The organism is Elusimicrobiota bacterium, from assembly GCA_026388095.1.
GTDB lineage: Bacteria > Elusimicrobiota > Elusimicrobia > UBA1565 > UBA9628 > UBA9628.
The window spans coordinates 1-21,310 of sequence record JAPLKL010000079.1 but is presented as its reverse complement, the minus strand read 5'-3'; the positions used below and the strand labels follow the sequence as shown (position 1 = coordinate 21,310).

At 66.1% G+C, this 21,310-nt stretch carries 21 protein-coding genes; 7 read left to right on the top strand and 14 right to left on the bottom strand.

Going from position 1 to position 21,310, the window contains the following annotated elements; genetic code table 11:
• Position 1: 1 nt before the first annotated feature.
• The 7 genes from NTY77_20220 to NTY77_20190 form a co-directional block, all read right to left on the bottom strand.
• On the bottom strand, positions 2-826 hold the full coding sequence (locus NTY77_20220) for a hypothetical protein (GenBank protein MCX5797823.1): 825 nt from the start codon (positions 824-826) through the stop codon (positions 2-4).
• Positions 827-839: 13 nt separating this feature from the next.
• The gene (locus tag NTY77_20215) at positions 840-1,220 is read right to left on the bottom strand and encodes a response regulator (GenBank protein MCX5797822.1); all 381 of its coding nucleotides are present in this window, start codon (positions 1,218-1,220) and stop codon (positions 840-842) included.
• A 64-nt stretch (positions 1,221-1,284) separates the two neighbouring features.
• Positions 1,285-2,670: a GspE/PulE family protein gene (locus NTY77_20210; protein MCX5797821.1), complete on the bottom strand. Its 1,386-nt coding sequence runs from the start codon at positions 2,668-2,670 to the stop codon at positions 1,285-1,287.
• Positions 2,660-5,188 carry an ATPase, T2SS/T4P/T4SS family gene (locus tag NTY77_20205; protein ID MCX5797820.1) on the bottom strand — a complete coding sequence of 843 codons (2,529 nt, stop codon included), beginning with the start codon at positions 5,186-5,188 and terminating at the stop codon, positions 2,660-2,662. Before NTY77_20205 ends, NTY77_20210 begins: the two co-directional genes overlap by 11 nt.
• An 11-nt stretch (positions 5,189-5,199) precedes the next feature.
• On the bottom strand, positions 5,200-5,586 hold the full coding sequence (locus NTY77_20200; protein ID MCX5797819.1) for a response regulator: 387 nt from the start codon (positions 5,584-5,586) through the stop codon (positions 5,200-5,202).
• Positions 5,562-9,077, bottom strand: coding sequence for a DNA polymerase III subunit alpha (gene dnaE / locus NTY77_20195; GenBank protein ID MCX5797818.1), 3,516 nt, complete (start codon positions 9,075-9,077; stop codon positions 5,562-5,564). Before dnaE ends, NTY77_20200 begins: the two co-directional genes overlap by 25 nt.
• Positions 9,078-9,142: 65 nt before the next feature.
• The gene (locus NTY77_20190; GenBank protein ID MCX5797817.1) at positions 9,143-9,706 is read right to left on the bottom strand and encodes a hypothetical protein; all 564 of its coding nucleotides are present in this window, start codon (positions 9,704-9,706) and stop codon (positions 9,143-9,145) included.
• A 147-nt stretch (positions 9,707-9,853) separates the two neighbouring features.
• On the opposite strand from NTY77_20190, the gene NTY77_20185 reads away from it, so the two are divergent.
• Complete coding sequence (locus tag NTY77_20185; protein MCX5797816.1) at positions 9,854-10,195, top strand: putative addiction module antidote protein; 342 nt, start codon at positions 9,854-9,856, stop codon at positions 10,193-10,195.
• On the opposite strand, the gene NTY77_20180 is transcribed toward NTY77_20185, so the two are convergent.
• The 4 genes from NTY77_20180 to NTY77_20165 all read right to left on the bottom strand — a co-directional run bounded on the left by NTY77_20180 (position 10,184) and on the right by NTY77_20165 (position 12,046).
• Positions 10,184-10,591, bottom strand: a complete 408-nt coding sequence (locus NTY77_20180) for a class IV adenylate cyclase (GenBank protein MCX5797815.1) — start codon at positions 10,589-10,591, stop codon at positions 10,184-10,186. The two genes, NTY77_20185 and NTY77_20180, sit on opposite strands and share 12 nt — an antisense overlap.
• A 77-nt stretch (positions 10,592-10,668) precedes the next feature.
• Positions 10,669-10,959 (bottom strand): putative addiction module antidote protein, encoded by a 291-nt coding sequence (locus NTY77_20175; protein MCX5797814.1) that lies wholly within the window; start codon positions 10,957-10,959, stop codon positions 10,669-10,671.
• A gap of 2 nt (positions 10,960-10,961) precedes the next feature.
• Positions 10,962-11,300 carry a type II toxin-antitoxin system RelE/ParE family toxin gene (locus tag NTY77_20170; protein MCX5797813.1) on the bottom strand — a complete coding sequence of 113 codons (339 nt, stop codon included), beginning with the start codon at positions 11,298-11,300 and terminating at the stop codon, positions 10,962-10,964.
• 161 nt (positions 11,301-11,461) lie between these two features.
• Entirely contained in the window at positions 11,462-12,046 is a 585-nt protein-coding gene (locus tag NTY77_20165) for a hypothetical protein (GenBank protein ID MCX5797812.1), read from the bottom strand.
• A gap of 129 nt (positions 12,047-12,175) precedes the next feature.
• Between NTY77_20165 and NTY77_20160 the strand changes: the two genes are divergently transcribed.
• Genes NTY77_20160 through NTY77_20135 form a run of 6 tightly spaced genes read left to right on the top strand, consistent with a single transcriptional unit; the run spans position 12,176 to position 18,496 of the window.
• A complete protein-coding gene (locus NTY77_20160; protein ID MCX5797811.1) occupies positions 12,176-12,745 on the top strand; it encodes an NUDIX hydrolase in 570 nt (189 codons plus the stop codon).
• Between the two features lie 15 nt (positions 12,746-12,760).
• The gene (locus tag NTY77_20155) at positions 12,761-14,815 is read left to right on the top strand and encodes a patatin-like phospholipase family protein (GenBank protein ID MCX5797810.1); all 2,055 of its coding nucleotides are present in this window, start codon (positions 12,761-12,763) and stop codon (positions 14,813-14,815) included.
• A gap of 23 nt (positions 14,816-14,838) precedes the next feature.
• Positions 14,839-16,221: a class II fumarate hydratase gene (fumC, locus tag NTY77_20150; protein MCX5797809.1), complete on the top strand. Its 1,383-nt coding sequence runs from the start codon at positions 14,839-14,841 to the stop codon at positions 16,219-16,221.
• A 3-nt stretch (positions 16,222-16,224) separates the two neighbouring features.
• Complete coding sequence (locus NTY77_20145) at positions 16,225-16,893, top strand: HAMP domain-containing sensor histidine kinase (protein ID MCX5797808.1); 669 nt, start codon at positions 16,225-16,227, stop codon at positions 16,891-16,893.
• Positions 16,890-17,903 (top strand): anthranilate phosphoribosyltransferase, encoded by a 1,014-nt coding sequence (gene trpD, locus NTY77_20140; protein ID MCX5797807.1) that lies wholly within the window; start codon positions 16,890-16,892, stop codon positions 17,901-17,903. Before NTY77_20145 ends, trpD begins: the two co-directional genes overlap by 4 nt.
• The gene (locus tag NTY77_20135) at positions 17,903-18,496 is read left to right on the top strand and encodes a phosphoribosylanthranilate isomerase (GenBank protein ID MCX5797806.1); all 594 of its coding nucleotides are present in this window, start codon (positions 17,903-17,905) and stop codon (positions 18,494-18,496) included. The genes trpD and NTY77_20135 overlap by 1 nt, the downstream gene beginning before the upstream one ends.
• On the opposite strand, the gene NTY77_20130 is transcribed toward NTY77_20135, so the two are convergent.
• The 3 genes from NTY77_20130 to NTY77_20120 form a co-directional block, all read right to left on the bottom strand.
• Entirely contained in the window at positions 18,483-20,144 is a 1,662-nt protein-coding gene (locus NTY77_20130; protein MCX5797805.1) for a glycosyltransferase family 39 protein, read from the bottom strand. The genes NTY77_20135 and NTY77_20130 overlap by 14 nt on opposite strands.
• 9 nt (positions 20,145-20,153) lie before the next feature.
• On the bottom strand, positions 20,154-20,678 hold the full coding sequence (locus tag NTY77_20125) for a hypothetical protein (protein ID MCX5797804.1): 525 nt from the start codon (positions 20,676-20,678) through the stop codon (positions 20,154-20,156).
• On the bottom strand, positions 20,675-21,310 hold a 636-nt coding region (locus NTY77_20120; GenBank protein ID MCX5797803.1), incomplete at its 5' end, for a class A beta-lactamase-related serine hydrolase. The genes NTY77_20125 and NTY77_20120, both read right to left, overlap by 4 nt.

Below are 21,310 nucleotides of genomic sequence, written 5' to 3'. Positions count from 1 at the left end.
GCTAGAAGCTGCCGCTGTATTTGAGCTGCACGATGCGCTCCGGGCCGCGCGAGCTGTTGTCCGCGAAGAAGCCGCCCTGCCCGATGCGCCGCACCGCGAAATCCACCCGCAGCTTGGGCGTGAGGTACACGCGCAGGCCGGAGTTGATGCGGCTATCGCCGAAATTGCTTATATTATCCCACTCGAAGAGCACCAGCACCTTGTCCTGTATGTTGTAGCTCAGGGGGATGGAGCCGAAGATGGAGTTGGAGTCGAAGTCCGAGATGTTGAACGAAGGATGAGCCTGCAGGCCGGGAACGCCGAGCTCCTGGGTTCCCACCACGTAGAAGCCGCGCTGGCGGTCGTGGAACTTCTTCTCGGTCGGGCTGTAGTCATAGCCCTGCCCGTCGAAGCCGACCCCCAAAGCCGGGAGGTAGCGGTCGCCGTCGTAGAAGCGGTACTTGACCTGGACCGTGGGCGGGCGCACGCGGACCGTGGTGTCGTTGCCGATGATGCCGTTGATGGCGAGCGAGGCTCCCAGGTTGAGCCGAGGGTAGACCCCGAAGGAGACGTACTCCAGCACGCCCCCGTGGGAATAGAAGCGGGTCTGGGAGGAATAGCCGCCGTAGTCCAGGATCGCAGCGGTGGGCGCGTCGACGATGTTGGACTCGGGCGCGTTGAGCCCGGCGCTCTCGCGCCCCTCGGAGCTCTCCTTGTGGAGCGCCGGCAGCTTGGGCCGGATCTTGACGGGCCTGACCTCCGCCGGAGCCTCCGGGACCTCAGCCGCCCGGCTGAGCGCCCAAGGCCAGACCAACAGGAACGCCGCCAGCACGCTCGCTCGTGTCACGAGAGGGTCTCCTTCACGGCTTGGGACCCAAGGCCGCAGCCAGGCGCTCGTGGAGCTTGGCCATCTCGAAAGGCTTCTGGATGACTTCATGGGCCCCGCTCATAAGGGCGATGCCTTTCTCCCGCGTGGTGTCGCGGCTGGTCATGATCATGATGTAGGGAGCCTTGGCCCCCAGCTTGTTGGTGATCTCGTAGGCGACATGGTAGCCGTCGATGTAGGGCATCATCACGTCGAGGAGGATGAGATCGACCTTCTCGGCCAGGGCGATCTGGATGGTCTCCTTGCCGTTGGCCGCCGTCAGGGTGTCGTAGCCATGATGGGAGAGGTCCCTCTGCAGGAGATCGAGCAGGTCAGGATCGTCGTCCGCCACTAAGATTCGCTTTTTGTCCGCCATGACTGGTCTCCTAGGGTTTTGTGGATAGATTCTAACAGATTTTTGTCCCCGCGATGCCAGCTAATCACTTCTTGGCCTCGTCCTCGCCGCCGCCGAGCACCTCCCGCACCGTCGTGATGCCCGTCTTGGCCTTTTCCAGGCCGTCCTGGACCAGCAGGCGCATCCCCTCCTCCACGGCCACCTCGCGGAGGCCTTCCGAGGAGACGCTCTTGACGCAGGTCGCGCGCAGCCGGTCGGTCATCACCATCAGCTCATGCTGGCCCATGCGGCCCTTGAATCCGTTGCCCTTGCATCTTGGGCAGCCCGCTCCCTTGTCGCACAACTTCGCGTCCTTCGGCAGAGCCACGCCATACGTCTTGAACACCTCGATCTCCTCGGCTGTGGGCTCATGGGTGGTCTTGCAGTCGGGGCACAGGCGGCGGCTGAGCCTCTGGCCCAGGATCGCCTTGATCGTGCTGGCGACCAGGTAGGAGGGTATCCCCATCTCCACCAAACGGCTGATGGCCGAAGGGGCGTCGTTGGTGTGGATCGTGGAAAAGACCAGGTGCCCCGTCATGGCCGCCTCCATGGCGGTCTCGGCCGTCTCCTGGTCGCGGATCTCGCCGACCATGATCACGTCGGGATCCAGGCGCACGAAAGACCTCAGGGCCATCGCGAAACTGAACGTCTTGTCTTCTCCGAGCTTGATATCGGGGTTGATCGGCACCTGGATGATCCCGTCGAGGTTGTACTCGACGGGGTTCTCGGCCGTGAGGATCTTGATCTCCGGCTTGTTGATGTAGTTGAGCGCGGCGTAAAGCGTGGTGGATTTGCCGGAGCCGGTGGGGCCGCAGCAGAGGATGAGGCCGGAGTTCCGCTTGCCTCCGATCCCCTGCAGGAGCTCCAGGAACTTCTGCTGGGTGTCCGGCAAGAACCCCATCTTCTGGATGTCCACCTGTACCGACGCCCGGTCCAGGATGCGCATCACGCAGGCCTCCCCGAATGCCGAGGGGATGACCTCGACCCGGAACTCGATGGGGTTGCCGCGGACCAGGACCTGGATGCGGCCCGATTGCGGGATGCGCCTTTCGGAGATGTTCATGGAAGCCGTCATGATCTTGATCTTGGAGATGATGGCGTTGCGGTAGGACCACGGGATCCTCATCTTGCCCTCCCGCAGCGCCCCGTCCACGCGGTAGCGCACCAGCACCTTGGCGTGCTTGCCGCTCGGATCGTCGAAAGGCTCGATATGGATGTCCGAGGCCTTCATGCCGATCGCTTCGAAGATCATCGCGTGGGCGAATTTCTCCACCTCCGGAGCGGAGCTGTCGACATCGGTGATCTCCGCCTTCTTGACGCTATCCTTGTCCCTGCCGATCTTGAGCTCGGCCTCGGGCGGGGCCTTGGCGGCGTCCGCCGGCTTGGCCTGCGCCTTGGGATCGTCCTGGGGCTCTTCTTTCTTAGTCGCCACCGATCTCCCCCGTTCTCCCCAGGACCTCGCGCACGCTGGTCAGGCCCAGCTTGGCCTTCTCGAGGGAGTCCTGCAGCAAGAGACGCATGCCGTCCCGGATCGCCGCTCGACTCACATTGGCGGCGGAGACATCCTTGATGCATGCCGTCCGGACGTTGTCGCCCACCACCATCAGCTCATACATGCCCACGCGTCCCCGATAGCCGCTCTGCATGCAGCGCGCGCAGCCTTTGGCCCGGTAAAGCTTCGTGCCCGCGGGAAGCTCGACGCCGTTGGCTTTGAAGACCGCCGCCTCCTCGGGCGGCGGGGCATACGCCTCCTTGCACTCCGGGCAGAGGCGGCAGCTGAGCCTCTGGGCGAGGACCGCCTTGAGGGTATCGGCGATCAAGTACCCCGGCAGCCCCATCCCGATCAAGCGGCTGATCGCGGAGGGGGCGTCGGTGGTGTGGAGCGTGGCGAAGACCAAGTGCCCCGTCATGGCCGCCTCCATGGCGATCTCGGCCGTCTCCTCGTCGCGGATCTCGCCGACCATGATGACGTCCGGATCCAGCCGCAGGAAGGAGCGCAAAGACGACGCGAAATTGAAGCGCTTGCCCTCCCCCAGCTTGATGTCCGGGTTGACCGAGACCTGGACGATCCCGCTGATGTTGTACTCCACGGGGTTTTCGGCCGTCCAGATCTTGATATCCGGCCGCTTGATGTGGTTCAAGGCGGCGTAAAGAGTGGTGGACTTGCCGGAGCCCGACGGCCCGCAGACCAGGATGAGGCCGAAGTTCTTCTTCCCGCCGATCCCTTTCAAAAGCCCCAGGAACCTCTCGTGCATGTCCGGCAGGAACCCGATCTTGTTGACGTCCACCAGCATCTCCCGGCGGTCCATCACGCGCATCACGCAGGTCTCGCCGTAAACGGTCGGGATCATCTCCACCCGGAACTCCACGGGGTGGTTCTTGGCCATGATATGGATGTGGCCGGTCTGCGGGATCCGGCGCTCCGTGATGTTCATCGTTTCCGTCAGGATCTTGATCTTGGTAATGACCGCGCCGCGATACATCCAGGGGATGACGGACAATTTGCCGCGCCTGAGCACCCCGTCGACCCGATAGCGCACCCGGACCCGGGAGTGCCTCCCGGCCGGGTCCTCGAAGGGCTCGATATGGATATCCGAAGCCTTCATGCTCAGCGCGTTCATGATGACGGCATTGATGATCTTCTGCACCTCCGGCGTGCCGGGGTCGACATCCGCGACGTCGACCTCGCTCGACTGCAGCTCCACGTCCCCCGCGCCCACCGCCGAGGCCATTTCCCGGGCCTGCTCCACCATCCGGCCCAGCCTGTCCTCGCCCTCATCGTAATCGACGGCCCTATCCTGTTCCGGGGCATCCGAAGAGGTCTCCGAATCGTCCGCCCAAGAAGCCTCCGCCGGGGGCTCCCAGTCCTCCGCGGCAGCGTCCGGCGCGTCCTCCTCGGACTCTTCCTCCGGCTCCTCCTCGGACTCCTCCGCGGGCTCCTCCGCGGAGGCCTCCGGCCAAGCCTCCTCGACTTTCCTCTGATAGTGCGCGTCTATGGCGGCCCGGATCTCGGCTGCCGGGGCCAAGACCGCCTTCACATCGCAGCCCGTCGTGAGCTTGAGTTCGTCCATGACCAAGACATTGAGGGGGTCGGAGATCGCGACCATCAAGAACTGCTCGGTCTTGTTGAATGGGATGAGCGTGTGCTGGCGCGCGATCTTCTTGGGGACCAGCGCGATCACTTCCTTCGGGATTTCCGTGACGCTGGCCAAGTTGATGCAGCCGATCCCGCATTCCTGGGCCACGAATTCGAGCAGTTTGCCCGGCTCCATGTAGCCCTTGGCGACGAGGATCGAGCCCAGCTTGCGCTGGGATTGCTTCCGGATCTCCAGCGCCTCATCGAGTTGGGCCTGGGTGATGGTCCCCCGCTCGACCAGGGTATCCGCCATGCGGCGCGGAAGGTCCAGAGAGATCACATCGCCCGGCTCCGCGGGCGGCTCCTGGGCCTTGGCGCGGGCGGCCTTGGCGCCCTTCTTGAGCTGGCGGTAGAACTTCTCCTGGGCCGCCAGGATGTCGCGCTCGGATGCCAGCGCCGCCTTCACCTCGCAGCCCGTCATGATCTGGAGGTCGTCGAGGATCATGACGTTCAGGGGGTCCGCGATCGCTACGCTCAAGCGGTCCGCCGTCTTGTCGAACGGGATCAGCATGTGCTTGCGCGCCAGGGACTTGGGCACCGTCAAAAGAGCCTCGTCCGGGATGGCGGCAAGGTCGGCCAGGTTGATGCGGCTGAGACCGCATTGCCGGGCTATGAACTCGAGGATAGCGTCTTCCTTGACGAACCCCTCCGAGATCAGGGCCGTGCCCAGCTTGCCGCCAGGGGTCTTTTTCTGGGCCACCAGCGCCTGGTCGAGCTGCTCCTGGGTGAGGAGCTTCTCCTGGACCATGAGACGGGCCAGACGGATCGACAACGCCAAGGAGATCGCGTCTCCGGCAGCCCGTTGATCAGCCATGCGCGATCCGGTCAGCTTTTCGGCTTGGGATCCAAGGCCGCAGCCACCCGCTCGTGGAGCTTGGTCATCTCGAAGGGCTTCTGGATGGACTCATGCGCCCCGCTCATCAGGGCGATGCCTTTCTCCTTGGCGGTGTCGCGGCTGGTCATGATGATGATGCGAGGCGCCGCGGAGCCCAGCTTCTCGGTGATCTCGTAGGCGACGTGATAGCCGTCCATGTAGGGCATCATCACGTCGAGAAGGATGAGGTCGAGCTTCTCGGCCAAGGCGATATGGAGGGTATCCCTGCCGTTGGCGGCCGTCAGGATGTCGTAGCCCTGATGGGAGAGGTCCCACTGCAAGAGATCGAGCAGGTCGGGGTCGTCGTCCGCGACTAAGATGCGCTTTCTATCCGCCATGACTTGGCTCCCAGGATTTTGTGGACAGATTCTAACAGATTCTTGTCTACCGTGACGCGCGCATCCAATTCCAGCACCGCCGTGCCTTCCGGGGTCTCATGCTCCAGGATGACCGGGCAGGGGCCCGGGCTGCGCTCCAGCGCCTCGCGCAGTGCCTCGAGAACGGCGTCGCTCAGGGCCTCGGGATCGCAGGTCAGGCGCAGCCTCCGGGCGTTGCGGCTGGCCGCGGTCTCCAGTTGCAGGATGTCCTGGACGATGAGCTCCGGCGCGCCCGCCGCCGCCGCGTCGCCGACGTCGCCCCGGAAGGAGAGCTTGCCCTCCACGGCCACGATGGCGCCCACCTTGAGCTGGTTGCCCAAGCCCTCGGCATAGCGCTGGGGGAAGATCAGAAGGGTGATCTCGCCCGAAAGGTCCTCGAAGACGCACTTGGCGTACTGTTTGCCGTCCTTCTTGGTGACCATGCGCTTGACCTGGCTGATCATGCCGGCCAAGCGCACCGGCGTGGTGAGCTCGGCGGTGAGCTGGGAGATCTCGTGGGAGGCGGCCGCGCGGAGCAGCGACTGGACCCCGAGCAGAGGATGCCCTGAGAAATAGAAGCCGAGCACCTCCTTCTCGAAAGAGAGCACGTCGTGCTCGGGCAGGGCCGGGGCTGAGGCCGCGGCCGCGGCGGGCGGGGCCGGCATCTCCCCGAGCCCGAAGAGCAGTCCCTGGCCGCGGGAGAGATCGGCCTGCACCCTCTGCTGGCGTTCCACGGAGTCCGAGACGGCGGCCAGGAGCTTGCCCCGCGCCGCGCCCACCGGCGCGCCTGGCTCCAGGGAGTCCAGCGCCCCGGCCTTGATGAGCGACTCGATGACCTTTTTGTTGACCCCGCGCAGGTCCACGCGGGCGCAGAAATCGTCGATGCTCTTGAAGGGGGCGTCGGCGCGGGCCTGCAGGATGGAGTCCACCGCGCCCTCGCCCACGTTCTTGACCGCGGTCAGGCCGAAGCGGATGGAGTTGGGGTCCTCGATGGTGAAGACCGCGCCCGAGGTCTGGATGGAGGGCGGCAGGATGGTGATGCCCATGTTCCTGGCGTCGTCGAGGTAGGTGACGAGCTTGTTCTCCTTGCCCTCGGCGCCGATGGCGGAATGCCCGATCTCGGAGGTGGCCAGGGCTGACATGAACTCCAAGAGGTGGTTGGCCTTGAGATAGGCGGTCTGGTAGGCCACTAGGCCGTAGGCCGCGGAATGGGACTTGTTGAAGCCGTAGCCGGCGAACTTCTCCATCTGGTCGTAGATCTTATTGGCGACCTTGGAGTTGATCTCGTTGGCCGCGCTGCCCTTGACGAACTTGTCGCGCATCTTGGCCAGGGTCTCAGGCACTTTCTTGCTCATGGCCTTGCGCAGCCCGTCGGCCTCGCCCGGGGTGAAGTTGGCCAGCCTCTTGGAGAGCTCCATGATCTGCTCTTGGTAGAGCATGCAGCCGTAGGTGTCCTTGAGCACCGGCTCCATGAGCTTGCTGTCGTACTTGACCTTCTCCCGGCCGTGCTTGCGGTTGACGAACATGTCGAGCATGCCGGCGCCCATGGGGCCGGGCCGGTAGAGGGCGATGAGGGCCACGATGTCGGAGAATTCGGTGGGCTTGACGCGCACCATGAGGTCGCGGATGCCCTGGGAGTCGAGCTGGAAGATGCCCAGGGCCTTGCCCGAGCGCAGGAGCTCGAAGCTCTTGGCGTCGTCCATGGGGAGCTTGTCGATGTCGAAGTCGGGCTTGCCGCGGCCGCGGATGGCCTTGACCGCGTTGTCGATGATGGTCAGGGTGCGCAGGCCGAGGAAGTCGACCTTGAGCAGGCCGAGGCTGGGGAGGATGGTGCCGTCGTACTGGGTGGTGATGGTCTCGCGCGAGCCGCGGGCCAGGGGCGTGTAGCGGACCACGGGCTCCTTGGTGATGATGGTGCCGGCGGCGTGGACCCCGGTGTGGCGCTTGAGGCCTTCGAGCTTGAGCGAGAGGTCGAGGAGCCTCTTGTACTGGGGGTTCCGGCTGGCCTCGGCGAGCTCGGGGGTGTCCTGGATGGACTTGTAGAGCGTGACGTTGGGCCCGCCGGGGATGAGCTTGGCGAGCTTGTCGACCTCGGGCAGGGGCACGCCGAGCACGCGGCCGACGTCGCGCACCACGAGCTTGGCGCCCAAGGAGCCGAAGGTGATGATCTGGGCCACGTTCTTCTCGCCGTACTTCTGGCGCACGTACTCGATGACGCGCTCGCGGCCGGTGTCCGCGAAGTCGATGTCCAGGTCCGGCATGGACTTGCGGTCTGGGTTGAGGAAGCGCTCGAAAAGGAGCCGGTGCTCGATGGGATCGAGGTTGGTGATGCGCAGGGCGTAGGCGACCAGGGCCCCGGCGCCGGAGCCGCGGCCGGGGCCGACGGGGACGCCGATGGAGCGGGCGTGCTTGATGAAGTCCCACACGATCAGGAAGTAGCCGGAGAAGCCCATGCGCTTGATGACGCCGAGCTCGTATTTGAGGCGCTCGACGTGGGTGCCGGGGATCTCGCCCTTGAAGCGCTCCTTGAGGCCCAAGAGGCAGAGCTCTTCCAGGTAGGAGTCTTGGTCGGTGCCCTGCGGGACCTGGAACTCGGGCAGGAGCATCTGGTCCCGGGGGAGCTCGAGGCTGCACATCCCGGCGATCTTGAGGGTGTTGGCGCAGGCCTCGGGGACATAGGAGAACAGGGCGCACATCTCCTCGGGGGACTTGTAGTAGTACTCGCGGCTCTCGTGGTGCAGGCGCGTGTCGTCGTCCATGCGCCGGCCGGTGGCGATGCAGATGCGCGCGTCCTGGGCCTCGGAGTCGGACTTCTTGACGAAGTGGCAGTCGTTGGTGGCGAGCAGGGGTATGCCGGTCTTCCGGGAGACCTCCAGGAAGGCCTTGATGACCTGCTTCTGCTCGGGCAGGCCGTGGTCCATGATCTCCAGGAAGAAGCAGCCGGGCTCGAGCAGGTCGCGCAGGCCGACAGCCAGCTCGCAGGTCTTCTGGATGTCGTCGCCGCGCACCACGCTCTGGGCGAGCTCGCCTTTGAGGCAGCCGGAGCCGGCCGCCAGGCCTTTGCTGAACTTGCCGAGGAGCTCGCGGTCTATGCGGGGGTCGTAGTAGTAGCCCTCCAGGAAGGCCAGGCTGGAGAGCTCCATGAGGTTCTGGTAGCCTTCGTAGTTGCGGGCCCAGAGGGTGAGGTGGCAGTTCTCCTTCTGGGAGTGGCCGCGATCGGTGCGGCTGCCTTTGGAGAAGTAGGACTCCATGCCGACGATGCCTTTGAGGCCGACCTCGCGGCACTGGTTGTAGAACTCGACGGCGCCGTACATGTTGCCGTGGTCGGTCAGGGCCATGCCTTTGGCGCCTTCCTTGACCAGGTTCTTCAGGAGCTCGCCGGGCTTGCCGTCCTTGTCCGTGAAGCGGATGATGCCGTCGAGGAGGGAGTACTCGGAGTGGTTGTGCAGGTGGACGAACTCTGGCTTGCCCATATCAGGAAGGTTCCGCGATTCTGGAGACATTTTATGATATTGCGGCACCGAGGGACAGGCCGGACTTACTTGAAGCGGATGCCGGAGAAGAGCAGGACGATGAACAGGAGTGTGCCGAGGTAGACCACCAGGAGGTCGGCGTCGGGGTGGAGGAAGCTGAGCCAGGTGCGCCTGCGCTCGTCCTTGCGGAACTGCTCGCGACGGGCCTGGGCCTGGGGCGAGTCGAAGCTCTCCCATTGCTCGATGCTGCGGGAGAGTTCGCCGGCCCAGCTGCGGACGGTGCGGTCCTGGTCCTTGGAGGAGTAGGCGACGGCGAGGCGGAGCTTGGGGAGGATGACCCGCTCGAAGTCGGGGCGCCGGAAGTAGCCGCCGTTGTCGAGGGCGGCGAGGGTGGTCCAGCGGACGCCGGGGTCGGGGTGGCTGAGGCAGGGGAGCAGCTCGAAGGCGGCCCGCTCGGAGCCGAAGCGCTTGGCGCTCTGGCCGCGGGCCTCGCAGTGCGCGGCGCGCCACTTGAGGGTGAGGGGGTCGGCGCTGTCTTCGAGCTGGATGTCGGGGGCTTCGACCTGGACGGGGCCCTGGGCCGGCCGGCAGGGGGCGGCCAGGAGCAGGAGCAGAGCGAGGGTCCTCATGGTCGTTGCAGGGCTATCATACACAATGTGGCAAGGAGGGAACTTTCGACGGCCGGGCTCGTATATGTAGTGGCGATATGGGCCCGGGTGGGCCTTGATGATATGTAGCTTTTCAGCTACACTTCAGGAGGCTCTGGGAGGACGGCGATGAAGCAAAACGCTGTTGGACGAATCGCAAAGAGGGCTTCGGGGGTTTCTCTGAGCAAGAGCTATCGTGAATGGCTACTGAAGTCTTTGAGGGACCCGAGCGATGCGCTGATGTATCTTGATGCAGCGATGGAAGATGAGGACAAGAGGGTCTTCCTCTTGGCCTTGCGGGATGTGGCGCAGGCGCAGGGCGGGATGGTGTCGCTGTCGCGGCGCTCGTCGCTGAACCGGGAGAACCTCTATCGGGCGCTCTCTTTGGGCGGCAATCCGAGCTTCTTGGGGCTGGGCGCGATCCTCAATGCGCTGGGCTTCCGGCTGGCGGTGAAGCCCTTACGCGCCTGACCGGGCGGCGCGATTTAGAAGGTCGTTGTACGCGCCTTGGACGAGCTGCTCGGCCTCCACGCCGAGCTTGGCCATGAGGCCTTGGGCCACCTGGGTGCCAGCTTCCGCTGCCTCATCGTCCTTGAGCACGACCTCGAGCTCCAGGAAGTGGCCGAGGCCTTCGACGCGGTCGAGGTGGACGCGGGTCCTGCCGACGAGGTAGAGGGTGCGGCGCTTGAGGACGCGGCCGGCTTGGCCGTAGGCGAGGGACAGGGCTTCGCGCAGGGTCTCGGGGGAATTTGTGGGCGATAGGATATAGAAGGATTCCTTGGGGCCTTGGTCGGCGATGGCGGCGACCTTGGGTGCGAGGGCTTCGACGCTGGCGATGCGGGCTTTGATCTCTATGTTGCGCGCCATTTTGGTCAGCTTAATCGGCCGCGACCCATGTCCCCCGACACTTTTGTCACCCGATCTCCGCCATCTGCCTCACCTGGTCAGGCAGGCTTGAGGACCAGCTTGAACCCCAAGGCTTGAATGAGTGGCTTCAGGCTATGGAGTCTGGGGTTGCCACTCTTTGACAGCATTCTGAACAGATGCTCTCTGTTGAGCCCCGCTTTCTTGGCCAGTTGCCGGAGCCCACCATGGACGTGGGCGACATCGCGGACGGCGAGCAGGAATGCCCCTTCGTCATCTTCTTCGAGACACGCGTTCAGGTAGCCGACGGCATATTTTGGGTCCTTTAGCCGACGGAGCAGATCATCGTGATAACTGACAGCCGGTTTCATAGTTAGGTCCTCCTCTGGTAATCCGCCCAATATCCCCTGGCGGTATCAATGTCGCTCGTCTGCCCCTTTTTGCGCCCGGCATGAAGCAGAATAACGATGGCCTTCCCAACCCGACCGTAATAAATCCGGTAGCCTGGTCCCACATCGAACTTCAGTTCCCATAGGCCGCCGCCGAGGTCGCGAGCCTGGCCCAGAAGGCCTCGTCGGACTCGTGTCAGCCGGGCATCTATGATCTGTTGAATCTGCTGGTCTAGCGATTCGAGCCATTCCTTGAATGGGCACCGCCCGGAGCTTGTTTGGTAGTAGTAGACGGCTATTGGGCCGATGTCCATGAAGCTCATCTCCAATAGTAGCTCATAAGCTACTGTTTGTCAAGGGCTAGATGCGCCATGCCGCGCGAGGCTAACGCCGGGGCCTACGGCGCGCGCTATTTGTGCGCGGCGTTGGCCCACCTGACCGGGCTCCGCGCATGCGCGCGGCCGTAGAGCCCGAAGTTATGCGATTATTTTGAGTCCGTTCCATTGCGAACAAACACGCCCGACAGCAACATCGCAGCTCCGGCAAGCACTGCGGCACTAGTCATGGCAACCCAGCCCCAAGGACTTGGGAAGAACCACTCTAGAGGACCGTATGAAAAAAGGAAAGTCAAAGCAAAAGCCCATAATCGTACGTGCATTCGTTTCTCAATTACACGCTTGTCGATTGCCGGCATAGGAAGATGACGTTCTCTTGGGAATTCTCCATGATTTTTGAACCAGTTTAAGCCGAAACCACCTATTAACATTGCGGCGACTGAGAGAGCGAAAAGTGCCGGATGGCGGCGAATTGTGAACCAGGGCAAATATCCTCCGTGATTCCAAACTCCCGCTTCCCATTGAATCGGCACTGGCGGCTGACCCTGCCTGACCGCTTCCGCTGGCGTTATTGCATTTAGAAAACCTGAAACCGCAATGAAGCCGCAGGGGAGTAGAACCGCTGCGCAAATCTCAGCAAGGAGAAATAGAATTCGCATAACTCTGATTCTGCCGAAACGGCCTATCCCTACCGTCACGCATTGCAGCATCCCGAATTCCACTTCATCCCCCAATACTTATCAACGAAATCCACACGCAAAAAAATGCCGCCCCGCATGTGGGCCCGCCCCTCCCACCCCTGCCCGCGACTCAAGCAGAAAACCAGCGCCAGCCACAACGTATCTTGGTATAATCCCCATCTCATGCCCCCCTCCAAAAAGCCCGACTACTTCTTCCCCGACCCCGGCCTCGTGGAAAAACGCATCAGCCTCAACCCCGTGTACAAAGGCCGCGCCGTCGCCTTCCACGTCGACACGGTGCGCCTGCCCGACGGCAAGACCGCCACCCGCGAGTACCTCCACCACCACGGCGCGGTCGGCGTCCTGCCATTTTTGGACAAAGACACCGTCGTCCTCGTCCGCCAGTACCGCTATCCCGTCGGCCTGGTCACCTTGGAGATGCCCGCCGGCAAGCTCGATCCCGGCGAGAGCCAGCTCACCTGCATCAAACGCGAGCTGCGCGAGGAGACCGGCTACACGGCCAAGCGCATCCGCCACCTCATCGACTACTGGCCCACCTGCGCTTTTTCCGATGAGCTCCTGCGCCTCTACATCGCCGACGGCCTCAAGCCCGGCAAAGGCTCCCCCGACCACGACGAGTTCATCGAGGCCGTCGCCATCCCCTACAAAGAAGCCCTCAAGCTCGTCTGGGACGGCCGCATCAAGGACTCCAAGACCGTCATCGCCCTCATCGCCGCGCGCCGCTTCTTCTAGACTGCAAAGGATGCCATGACCCCCGAAGAGCTCGCCGCCTGGGAGCCCTTCCTCAAGGCCATCCCCCTCTTCGCCGGCCTCTCCAGCGCGGACGTCGCCCGCGTGGCGCGCCGCATGCAGGCCCTCTCTTTGCCCAAAGGCGCCACCCTCTACTCCGAAGGCTCCACTTCCGACGCCTTCTACATCATCACCTCCGGCCAAGTCCGCACCGTGCGCACGGTCGGCGGACGCGAGGTCGTCGACGCCTTCCTCGGCCGCGGCGAGACCCTCGGCGAAGGCGGCCTGCTCACCGGCGAGCCCCACCTCCACGCCGCCAAGCTCGACACCACCACCGAGTTCCTCAAGCTCCTGCGCAAGGACTTCGAGAGCCTCCTGCGCAAGAACCCCTCCATCCTCCTGCACCTCTCCCGCCTGCTCGCCCGGCGCCTGGTGCGCGCCCATAACCCCGCCCCCGGCGCGCCGGCCCAGCTCATCGCCCTGAGCGCCTCTTTGCCCGGCCCCGACCGCAGGCTCCTGGCCGTGCACCTGGGCCTCCAGCTCGTGTCCCAGACCCGGCGGCGGGTCTTCCTCGCCGACCTCTCTTCCGACGCCGGAGGCGTGGCCCAGACCTTGGGCCTCAAGCCCCGGCCCGCGGAGAGGCTCGCGGCCGACCCCGGGCACGTGCATGAGCACGCCTGGGTCGAGGGCCTCATCCAGACGCATCCCTCGGGCCTGGAGGTCCTGAGCTTCCCCGCCTCGGTCCTGGCCGGCCGGCTCTACGGCGGGCTCTACCACTTCCTGAACTTCCTGCGCGAAGGCCGCGACATCGTGCTGGTCTGCTGCGACGAGCCCTCCAGCGACGTGGAGCGCTCCATCCTCGCCGAGGCCGACCGCGTGCTCTGGGCCGGCGGTCGCGGCGCGCCCGGCCTGCTCGCCGGCGCCCAGGCGGCCATGCGCGCGGCCGTGCCCGAGACCGCCAAGGTCCTCGGACTCTGGCTGGGCGACCCGCCGGGCGCCGACGAAGGCTTCGGCCCCGGCATCGAGCGCGTCGTCCTGCCCTGGCCCGATGACCTGGGCGCGCGCCTGGAGCGCACCGGCTCCCCCTACGAGGCCATGGACGGCCGTCCCCGCACGCTGCGCGCCGTGGAGCGCCTGGCCCGCCGCCTGGGCGGGGTGCGCCTGGGACTGGCCCTGGGAGCGGGCGCGGCTCTGGGCCACTCCTATATCGGCATGCTCAAGGTCTTCGCCCGCGAGCATATCCCCATCGACGTCGTGGCTGGGACCTCGGCCGGGGCCCTCATCGGAGGCTGGCTCGCCGCGGGCCTGGAGCCCGAGCAGATGGTGCACGCCGCCCTGCGCATGGACAAGGCCTGGCTCTACGAGAACCTCTTCTGGGATATCACTCTGCCGCGCTCCGGATTCTTCGCCGGGCAGACTTTGCTGCGCTTCCTGCGCACCTTCTTCGGCGAGAAGGAGTTCGCCGAGTTGGAGCTCCCCTTCGCCTGCGTGGCCACGGACATCGAGACCGGCGAGGCGGTGGTCCTGCGCGAGGGCCGGGTGGCCGAGGCCGTCCGGGCCTCCTGCGGCCTGCCCATCATCTACGCGCCCATGCACCTGGGCGGCCGCTACCTCGTCGACGGCGGCCTGGTGGACCCCGTGCCCGTGCGGGTCGCCGCCGAGCTGGGCGCCGACCTCCTGGTGGCCGTCAACCTCACCTTGCCCGCCGCCGCGCGCAACCCGCGCCGCCGCCAGCAAGGCTTGCTGGAGGCGTCTCTGGAGCTGGATTTCGCGCGCCTGCGCGAGCTCACCTTGCCCGCGGCCCTGCAGGCCCCCAACATGCTGCAGGTCTTCAACCAGACCCTGCACACCATGGAGTACGAGATCGCGCGCACGCGCATGGAGTTCGCGCACGTGGCCATCCAGCCCGACCTCAGCGCCTTCCTCTGGACCGAGACCCACCGCAGCCGGGAGATCATCCGCGCCGGGGAGCGCGTCGCCGAGCAGTACGTCCCCCAGATCAAGGCCCTGCTGCCCTTCTTCACCCAGCTGGGCAAGGTCCCCCGCCGGCCCTCGAGCCCTTTGCAGCCCTGAATTGATATGATGGGACTCCGCGCATGAGCAAGACCCGCGTCGAGAAAGACAGCTTCGGCGAGATCGCGGTCCCGGCGGACCGCTACTGGGGCGCCCAGACCCAGCGCGCCCTGGCGCATTTCCAGGCCGGGGCCGGCGCGGACCTCATGCCCGGCGAGATGGTCCGCTCCATGGCCCTGGTCAAGAAGGCCGCGGCCCAGGCCAACGCGGAGCTGGGCCTGCTCCCCGCGGGCCTGGCCAAGCTCATCGTGGAGGCCTGCGACGAGGTCATCGCGGGGAAGTTCGACGGTCATTTCCCCCTCTCCGTCTGGCAGTCCGGCTCCGGCACCCAGTCCAACATGAACCTCAACGAAGTCGTGGCCCGACGGGCCGGAGAGTTGGCGGGCGCGGCCGTGCACCCCAACGACCACGTCAACATGTCCCAGAGCACCAACGACGTGTTCCCCACGGCCATGCACGTGGCCGCCGTCGCGGCGCTCCAGGACGGCCTGCTGCCCGCCCTGCGCGGCCTGCTGGAGACCCTGCGCGGCAAGGCCGAGCAGTTCCGCGGCGTGGTCAAGATCGGCCGCACCCACCTCATGGACGCCGTGCCCCTCACCCTCGGCCAGGAGATCTCCGGCTGGTGCGCGATGCTCGACAACGGCATCCAGCGCGTGGAGCTGGCCCTTCCCGGCCTTCATGAGCTGGCGCTCGGCGGCACCGCCGTGGGCACCGGCCTCAACACCCGGCCCGGCTTCGCGGACCTCGCCGCTTTCCGCGTGGCCCAGCTCACCGGCCGGCCCTTCGTCAGCGCCCCCAACAAGTTCGAAGCCCTCGCCGGCGCCGACGCTCTGGTCTTCGCGCACGCGGCGCTCAAGTCCGCCGCCGTCTCGCTCATCAAGATCGCCAACGACGTGCGCTGGCTGGCCTCCGGGCCGCGCGCGGGCTTGGCGGAGCTGCGCCTGCCCGCCAACGAGCCCGGCTCCTCCATCATGCCCGGCAAGGTCAACCCGACCCAGTGCGAAGCTCTGCTCATGGTCTGCTGGCAGGTGCTGGGCCATGACGCCGCGGTCACCGCCGCCGGCGCCTCCGGTAGCCTCGAGCTCAACACGGCCAAGCCCCTCATCATCCGCGACTTCCTGGAGTCGGCGCGCCTGCTGGCCGCGGCCCTGCGCGGCTTCGACGAGCATTGCTGCCGGGGGCTGGAGCCCGACCGCGAGCGCATCGCGGAGCTCACCGCCGCCAGCCTCATGCTGGTCACGGCGCTGAGCCCCCGCATCGGCTACGACGCCGCGGCCCGGATCGCGCGGCTGGCCCATGCCGAGCGTCTCACTCTGAAGGAAGCCGCCCTGAAGCTCAAACTCCTGACCGCCGAGCAGTTCGACGCCTGGGTCAGGCCCGAGGAGATGATCGGACCGACACCCTGACCTATGGAACAGTCACAATACGAGCTCATCCGCCGCATCGCCTCGGTCGTGGGGCACGAACTGCGCAACCCCCTGGCCGTCATCAACAACTCCGCCTACTTCGTCAAGACCAAGCTGGGCGCCGTGGGGCAGAAGGACCCCAAGGTGGAGAAGCACCTGGGCATCATCGCCTCGGAGATCGCCCGGGCCGACCGCCTCATCTCGGATATCCTGCGCTTCTCCCGCGCCCTGGAGGTCAAGCTCGCGCCGACCGGCCTGACCGCGGTCGTGGAGGCCGCGCTCAAGGACTGCGTCGTCCCGGACGGGGTCAAGGTCAAGCGCGAGAAGCCCAAGTCCGAGGCGACGGTCCAGGCCGACGCCGCGGCGCTGGCCGAGGCCGTGCGCCGCATCCTGGACAACGCTCTTGAGGCCGCGGGCCCGGCCGGGACCGTGACCGTCTCCTGGGGGGCGCGCGGCGGCGACGCCTTCGTAGAGGTCCGCGACACCGGCCCCGGGATCAAGCCCGAGGATCTGGCCAAGGTGCTGCATCCCTTCTTCACCACCAAGCCGCGCGGCCTGGGCCTGGGCCTGGCCATGGCGGAGAAGATCGCGGCCGCGCACGGCGGCCGCGTCGAGGCCAAGAACAGCCCCGGCGGCGGAGCGGCCCTGACCGTGACCTTGCCCAAGGCATGAGCGGCGCCCTCTCGGACGCCCTGGAGGCCGTGCTCGGCGGCGGGACCTTGCCGCTGCAGCGCGCCCGCCGCGCCATGGGCGCCGTGCTCGGCGGCGGCGCCACGCCGTCACAGACCGGCGCCTTCATCGGCGCCTTGGCGCTGCGCGGCCCGACCTGCGACGAGATCGTAGGCTTCAGCCAGGCCGTGCGCGAACTGGGCCTGAAGGCTCCGGTCTCGCGAGAGCCGCTCCTGGAGACCTGCGGCACCGGGGCCGCCGGAGCCTTCAACATCTCCACCACCGTGGCGTTCATAGCGGCCGGCGCGGGCGCGGCCGTGGCCAAGCAGGTCAGCCGTTCCGCCGGGAAGCGCTGCGGTTCGGCCGACGTCCTGGAGGCTCTGGGCGTGCGCGCGGATATGCCGGCGCCGCTGGCCGCGCGCTGCGTCGAGGAAGCCGGCGTGGGCTTCTTCCTCTCCAGCCTGTTCCACCCGGCGCTCGACTCGGTCCGGCTCCTGCGCCGGGAGCTGGCGGTGCACACGGTCTTCGACCTCCTGGAACCCCTGGCCAACCCGGCCGGAGCCACCCAGCAGCTCCTGGGCGTCTATTCCGCGACCTTGGTGCCCATGCTCGCCCGGGCGCTCCAGGCCTTGGGCAGCCAATCCGCCATGGTGGTGAGCTCCCGCGACGGCCTCGACGAGCTGTCTTTGGCCGCTCCCGCGGTGGTCGCGCGCCTGCGCGGCGGCCGCATCGAGGAATACGAGGTGGACGCCGCGACCTTGGGATTCAAGCCCGCCTGCAACGCCGACCTCGCCGGCGGCGACGCGGCCGCCAACGCGCGCATCCTGCTGGGCATACTCAGGGGAGAGCGCGGCCCGGCCTTCGACGTGGCCCTTCTCAACGCCGCCGCGGCCCTCATGGTGGCGGGCCGGGCCGCGGACTTCAAAGAGGGGCTGGCCCGGGCGGCGGAATCGGTGGACAGCTGCCGGGCGCTGCAAGCCCTGGAGGCCGTCCGGAAGCTGAGCGCCCCGTGATGCGCGTCAAGGTCTGCGGCCTCACCCGCGTCCAGGACGTGCGCCTGGCTTGCGGCCTGGGCGCCTGGGCCATAGGCGTCGTCTTCGGCCCCGGCCGCCGGCACGTGCAGTTGCGCCATGCCCGCCGGCTCTGCGCGGCGGCCGCCCCCGGCGTCCTCAAGGTGGGGGTCTTCCATGGGTGCCCCCGCCGGGACATCATCCTGACCATCCGGGACTGCGGTCTCGACGCGGTGGAGCTGCGCGGCGGCGAGACCCCCGAGGGATGCGCAGGCTATCCGGTGCCGGTCTTCAAGGCCGTCCGCCACAGCCGGGGCATGGAGCTCGCGGACCTCAAGAGCTACGTGGTCGAGCATCTGCGCCTCGCGCCGGCGGGAGGGGAGGGAGCCGGGCCTGAGTCCCTGCGGGAATGCTGGCAGTTCGCGGCTCGCGCCCGCGGCTTCTCGGTCATCCTGGCCGGCGGACTCACCCCGGGCAACGTCGCCGAGGCCGCGGCCGCGGCCAAGCCCTATGCGGTGGAGGTCTGCTCCGGTGCGGAGCGCGAGCCCGGCGTCAAGGACCCCCGTCTGCTGCGGGCCTTCTTCAACGCGGCCTGAGGGGCTGCGGCGGGGAAGCCGGCACCTCCCGGAACGGGTCTTCGCCAGCCTCGACGGACCGGACGAATTCCTCCGGCCCGGGAGCCTGGAGCAGCGCCATGGGATGACTCCTCCTGAAATCGTTGCAGGCGTCGGAGCCGTTCTGCAGGAGGACTTGGCACCAGCTGTTCCAGAAGAAATAGTAGTGATATCTCTCCCGAGGAGCTTCCCGGTAGACGGCCTCGCTATCCTTCAGGAAACGGAACAGGTCGACGCCTGCGCTATCGGTACCGGCGAACACGACGCTGGGATTGATCGTGACGATGAAGCTGTCCTTGGGAAGGACCTTGGAGAGATGGTTCGCGAAGTAGTATTCCACGATCAGCCCCGGCGTCGTCTGGCTGAAGGCCTTGACGTATCTTCCATAGACGCCGTGGACGTCCGCCAGGATCAGGATGCCCAGGCCCGCGGCCAGGGCGATCCTATACCGGCGCGACGCGGCGACGACGGCAGCGCTGCCCGCAGCGGCGCACAGGATGAGCGGCACATATGAGATGAGCGCGTAATGCTGGGATTCGCCGTTCTCGTAGGCCCCCCAATGGGGTCCGAAGAGAAGGAAGAGGCCGGAGAACGAGAAGAACCACGATGACAGCAGCAGCAGCGCGCCCCGGCCCGCTCCTGGCCTGGTCAAGAAGAGAGAGGCACCTCCGATCATGGCCAGCGCGGAGAGCACGACGGGATGGTAGCGGTCGTCAAGATAGAACGAGACGTTGGGTCCGATGTTGTCGACGAGATGGGCGATGGAGAAGCCCTTGATGCTCCTGGCCACGCCGAAAGAGCTGAACCTGGGGGTCACGCAGCACACATAATAGGCTTCCGGGACCAGCAGGAGACAGAACAGCAGAGCGAAAGCGATGTCCAGACGGGTCGGCTGGATCCGGTCCCGGAGCCTTTTGAATGTGAGCCAGTAGGCGAAGAGCGGCACCAGGAGCAGGAAAAGGACCGCCTCAGCCCGGCTCTGGACCAGCAAGAGCGTGGAGAAGGCGACCAGCAGGATGGTCCGACGGCTCCTCTCCTCTTTCCACAGCAGGAGCGAGAACAGCGCCAGCATGGCGTAGAAGACCTCTCCTATTTCGAGCATGCCCGCCGATGACAGCTTGATGTGGATGGGCAGCACGGCGAGGATGAAAGCGGACCACAGCGCGATGCTTTCCTTGCCGAAGAGCAGGAAGGCGCCCGGGAAGACCAGCAGGATGGAGAGCGAGCCCACGATGACGATGGCATTGAAGAAGTCCCCCTGGGTATCGCCCAAGACCATCATCAGCAGCGCATAGAGGAAATTGGAGGACGGCGGATGGGTGGGCAGCGATCTCTGAAGACAGACGCCGGCGACTCTCAGGTAGCAAGTGCCGAATTGCCTGTCCTGGACCATCGCCCGGGTCGAGACCGCGTATTCGTAGCCATCGAAATAGGTCTCGTACAGATGGGGCCCCGTGCTTCTCAATAAGGCGCCCGAAAGGAAGATCACCGATAAGAGTATCCAGGCCCTTCTGGAAACGACTTTGAAGATCTCGGCGATGAGGCCTCTACATAGGAAAACAATGGCCAGGAACGAGCACGACTCGAACAGCAGGATGTAGAAATAGGAATGGATCAGGAATCGGTCCACGCGCCGCCCTCAGTCGCTGCGGAGGAAGAGCGCCCGTTCGAGGATCTGGACGCTGGTGCGCAGTGCCACGGACCGCTGCGCGCCCGGCTGGGCCGGCAGTTCGGCGTCGAAGACGCGCAGGACGGTGCGGCCGTCGGTCCACCAGAACTTGTCGTTGCTGCGGTGAGGCTCCCCGTAGACCAGGGCTAGGTCCTGGGCCAGGCGCTCGGCGGGCCTGCGGCGGGAGAAGCGCGCGTCATAGATGAGCTGGATGTCGACCAGGCGGCCGCGCCGCAAGCCCAGCCAGAGGACCTGGGCGTCCTGCGGGAAGCTCTTGGCCGTCTCGCGCTCGACGCGCAGGCGCGTCACGCGGACCCGGCGCTCCTCCTGGGCGGGCCATTCCTGGGCCGGCGGGTAGATGAGCTGGACATCCTCTATGGTGTCGCCCAGATGCAGATCGGCCAAAGAGCGCTGGATAGCCGGAGTCTCGTCCTGGCAGACGGCCGGGGCCGCGGCCAGCAGCAGGGGCAAGGCCCACGACCGCGCCGTCATCATGACGCGGACCTTGAAGCGGGCTGGCGCAGGCGGTGGTTGCGGCGCGCCAGGCGCTCGGCGCCGATGTAGTAGCGGAAGGTGACGTGGCCCAATCGGCTGATGAAATCCTTGGCCGCCTGGTAGCTGCGGTTCTGTCCCGTGAGCACCGTCATCGCGTAGTCGCCCTGAGGGGTGAAGAAGATGGCCGAGTCGTGGCAGGCCATGCGCAGCAGTCCCGTCTTGTGCGCGATCTCCCAGCCCGCGGGCAGGCCCTTGGCCAGGCGGGACGGGACGGCCTTGGGCTTCTTGAGGATGTCCAGCATGACCGAGCTCGAGTATTTATCGACCGCCTCGCCGCGGTAGATCTTCTCCAGGAGCATGGTCATCTCGCGGGCGGTCGTGTAGTTCTCATGCGCCACCCGGCCGCCCTTGATGCTCATGCCCTCAGGATAGATGCCGGTGTAGAGCAATCCCATCCGGGGGAACTGCCGCTGGACATAGCCCAGCCCCAGGGCGTCGATGAGCATGGCGGTGGCCGTGTTGTCCGACTCGTTGATCATGTGGATGAGGAGCTCCTCCACGGTCAGGCGGGTGCCGTCGGGCCGCCACTTCAGGCTCCCGGAGCCGCCCACCCGTGTCGGCCGGCGCAGCAT

Coding starts and splice junctions, on each gene's coding strand:
- dnaE (MCX5797818.1), bottom strand. CDS start 9,077: ATGGGCAAGCCAGAGTTCGTCCACCTGCACAACCACTCCGAGTACTCC.
- trpD (MCX5797807.1), top strand. CDS start 16,890: ATGAGCGGCGCCCTCTCGGACGCCCTGGAGGCCGTGCTCGGCGGCGGG.
- NTY77_20125 (MCX5797804.1), bottom strand. CDS start 20,678: ATGATGACGGCGCGGTCGTGGGCCTTGCCCCTGCTGCTGGCCGCGGCC.
- NTY77_20170 (MCX5797813.1), bottom strand. CDS start 11,300: ATGAGCTTCATGGACATCGGCCCAATAGCCGTCTACTACTACCAAACA.
- NTY77_20155 (MCX5797810.1), top strand. CDS start 12,761: ATGACCCCCGAAGAGCTCGCCGCCTGGGAGCCCTTCCTCAAGGCCATC.
- NTY77_20180 (MCX5797815.1), bottom strand. CDS start 10,591: ATGGCGCGCAACATAGAGATCAAAGCCCGCATCGCCAGCGTCGAAGCC.
- NTY77_20175 (MCX5797814.1), bottom strand. CDS start 10,959: ATGAAACCGGCTGTCAGTTATCACGATGATCTGCTCCGTCGGCTAAAG.
- NTY77_20190 (MCX5797817.1), bottom strand. CDS start 9,706: ATGAGGACCCTCGCTCTGCTCCTGCTCCTGGCCGCCCCCTGCCGGCCG.
- fumC (MCX5797809.1), top strand. CDS start 14,839: ATGAGCAAGACCCGCGTCGAGAAAGACAGCTTCGGCGAGATCGCGGTC.
- NTY77_20160 (MCX5797811.1), top strand. CDS start 12,176: ATGCCCCCCTCCAAAAAGCCCGACTACTTCTTCCCCGACCCCGGCCTC.
- NTY77_20135 (MCX5797806.1), top strand. CDS start 17,903: ATGCGCGTCAAGGTCTGCGGCCTCACCCGCGTCCAGGACGTGCGCCTG.
- NTY77_20185 (MCX5797816.1), top strand. CDS start 9,854: ATGAAGCAAAACGCTGTTGGACGAATCGCAAAGAGGGCTTCGGGGGTT.
- NTY77_20215 (MCX5797822.1), bottom strand. CDS start 1,220: ATGGCGGACAAAAAGCGAATCTTAGTGGCGGACGACGATCCTGACCTG.
- NTY77_20145 (MCX5797808.1), top strand. CDS start 16,225: ATGGAACAGTCACAATACGAGCTCATCCGCCGCATCGCCTCGGTCGTG.
- NTY77_20205 (MCX5797820.1), bottom strand. CDS start 5,188: ATGGCTGATCAACGGGCTGCCGGAGACGCGATCTCCTTGGCGTTGTCG.
- NTY77_20200 (MCX5797819.1), bottom strand. CDS start 5,586: ATGGCGGATAGAAAGCGCATCTTAGTCGCGGACGACGACCCCGACCTG.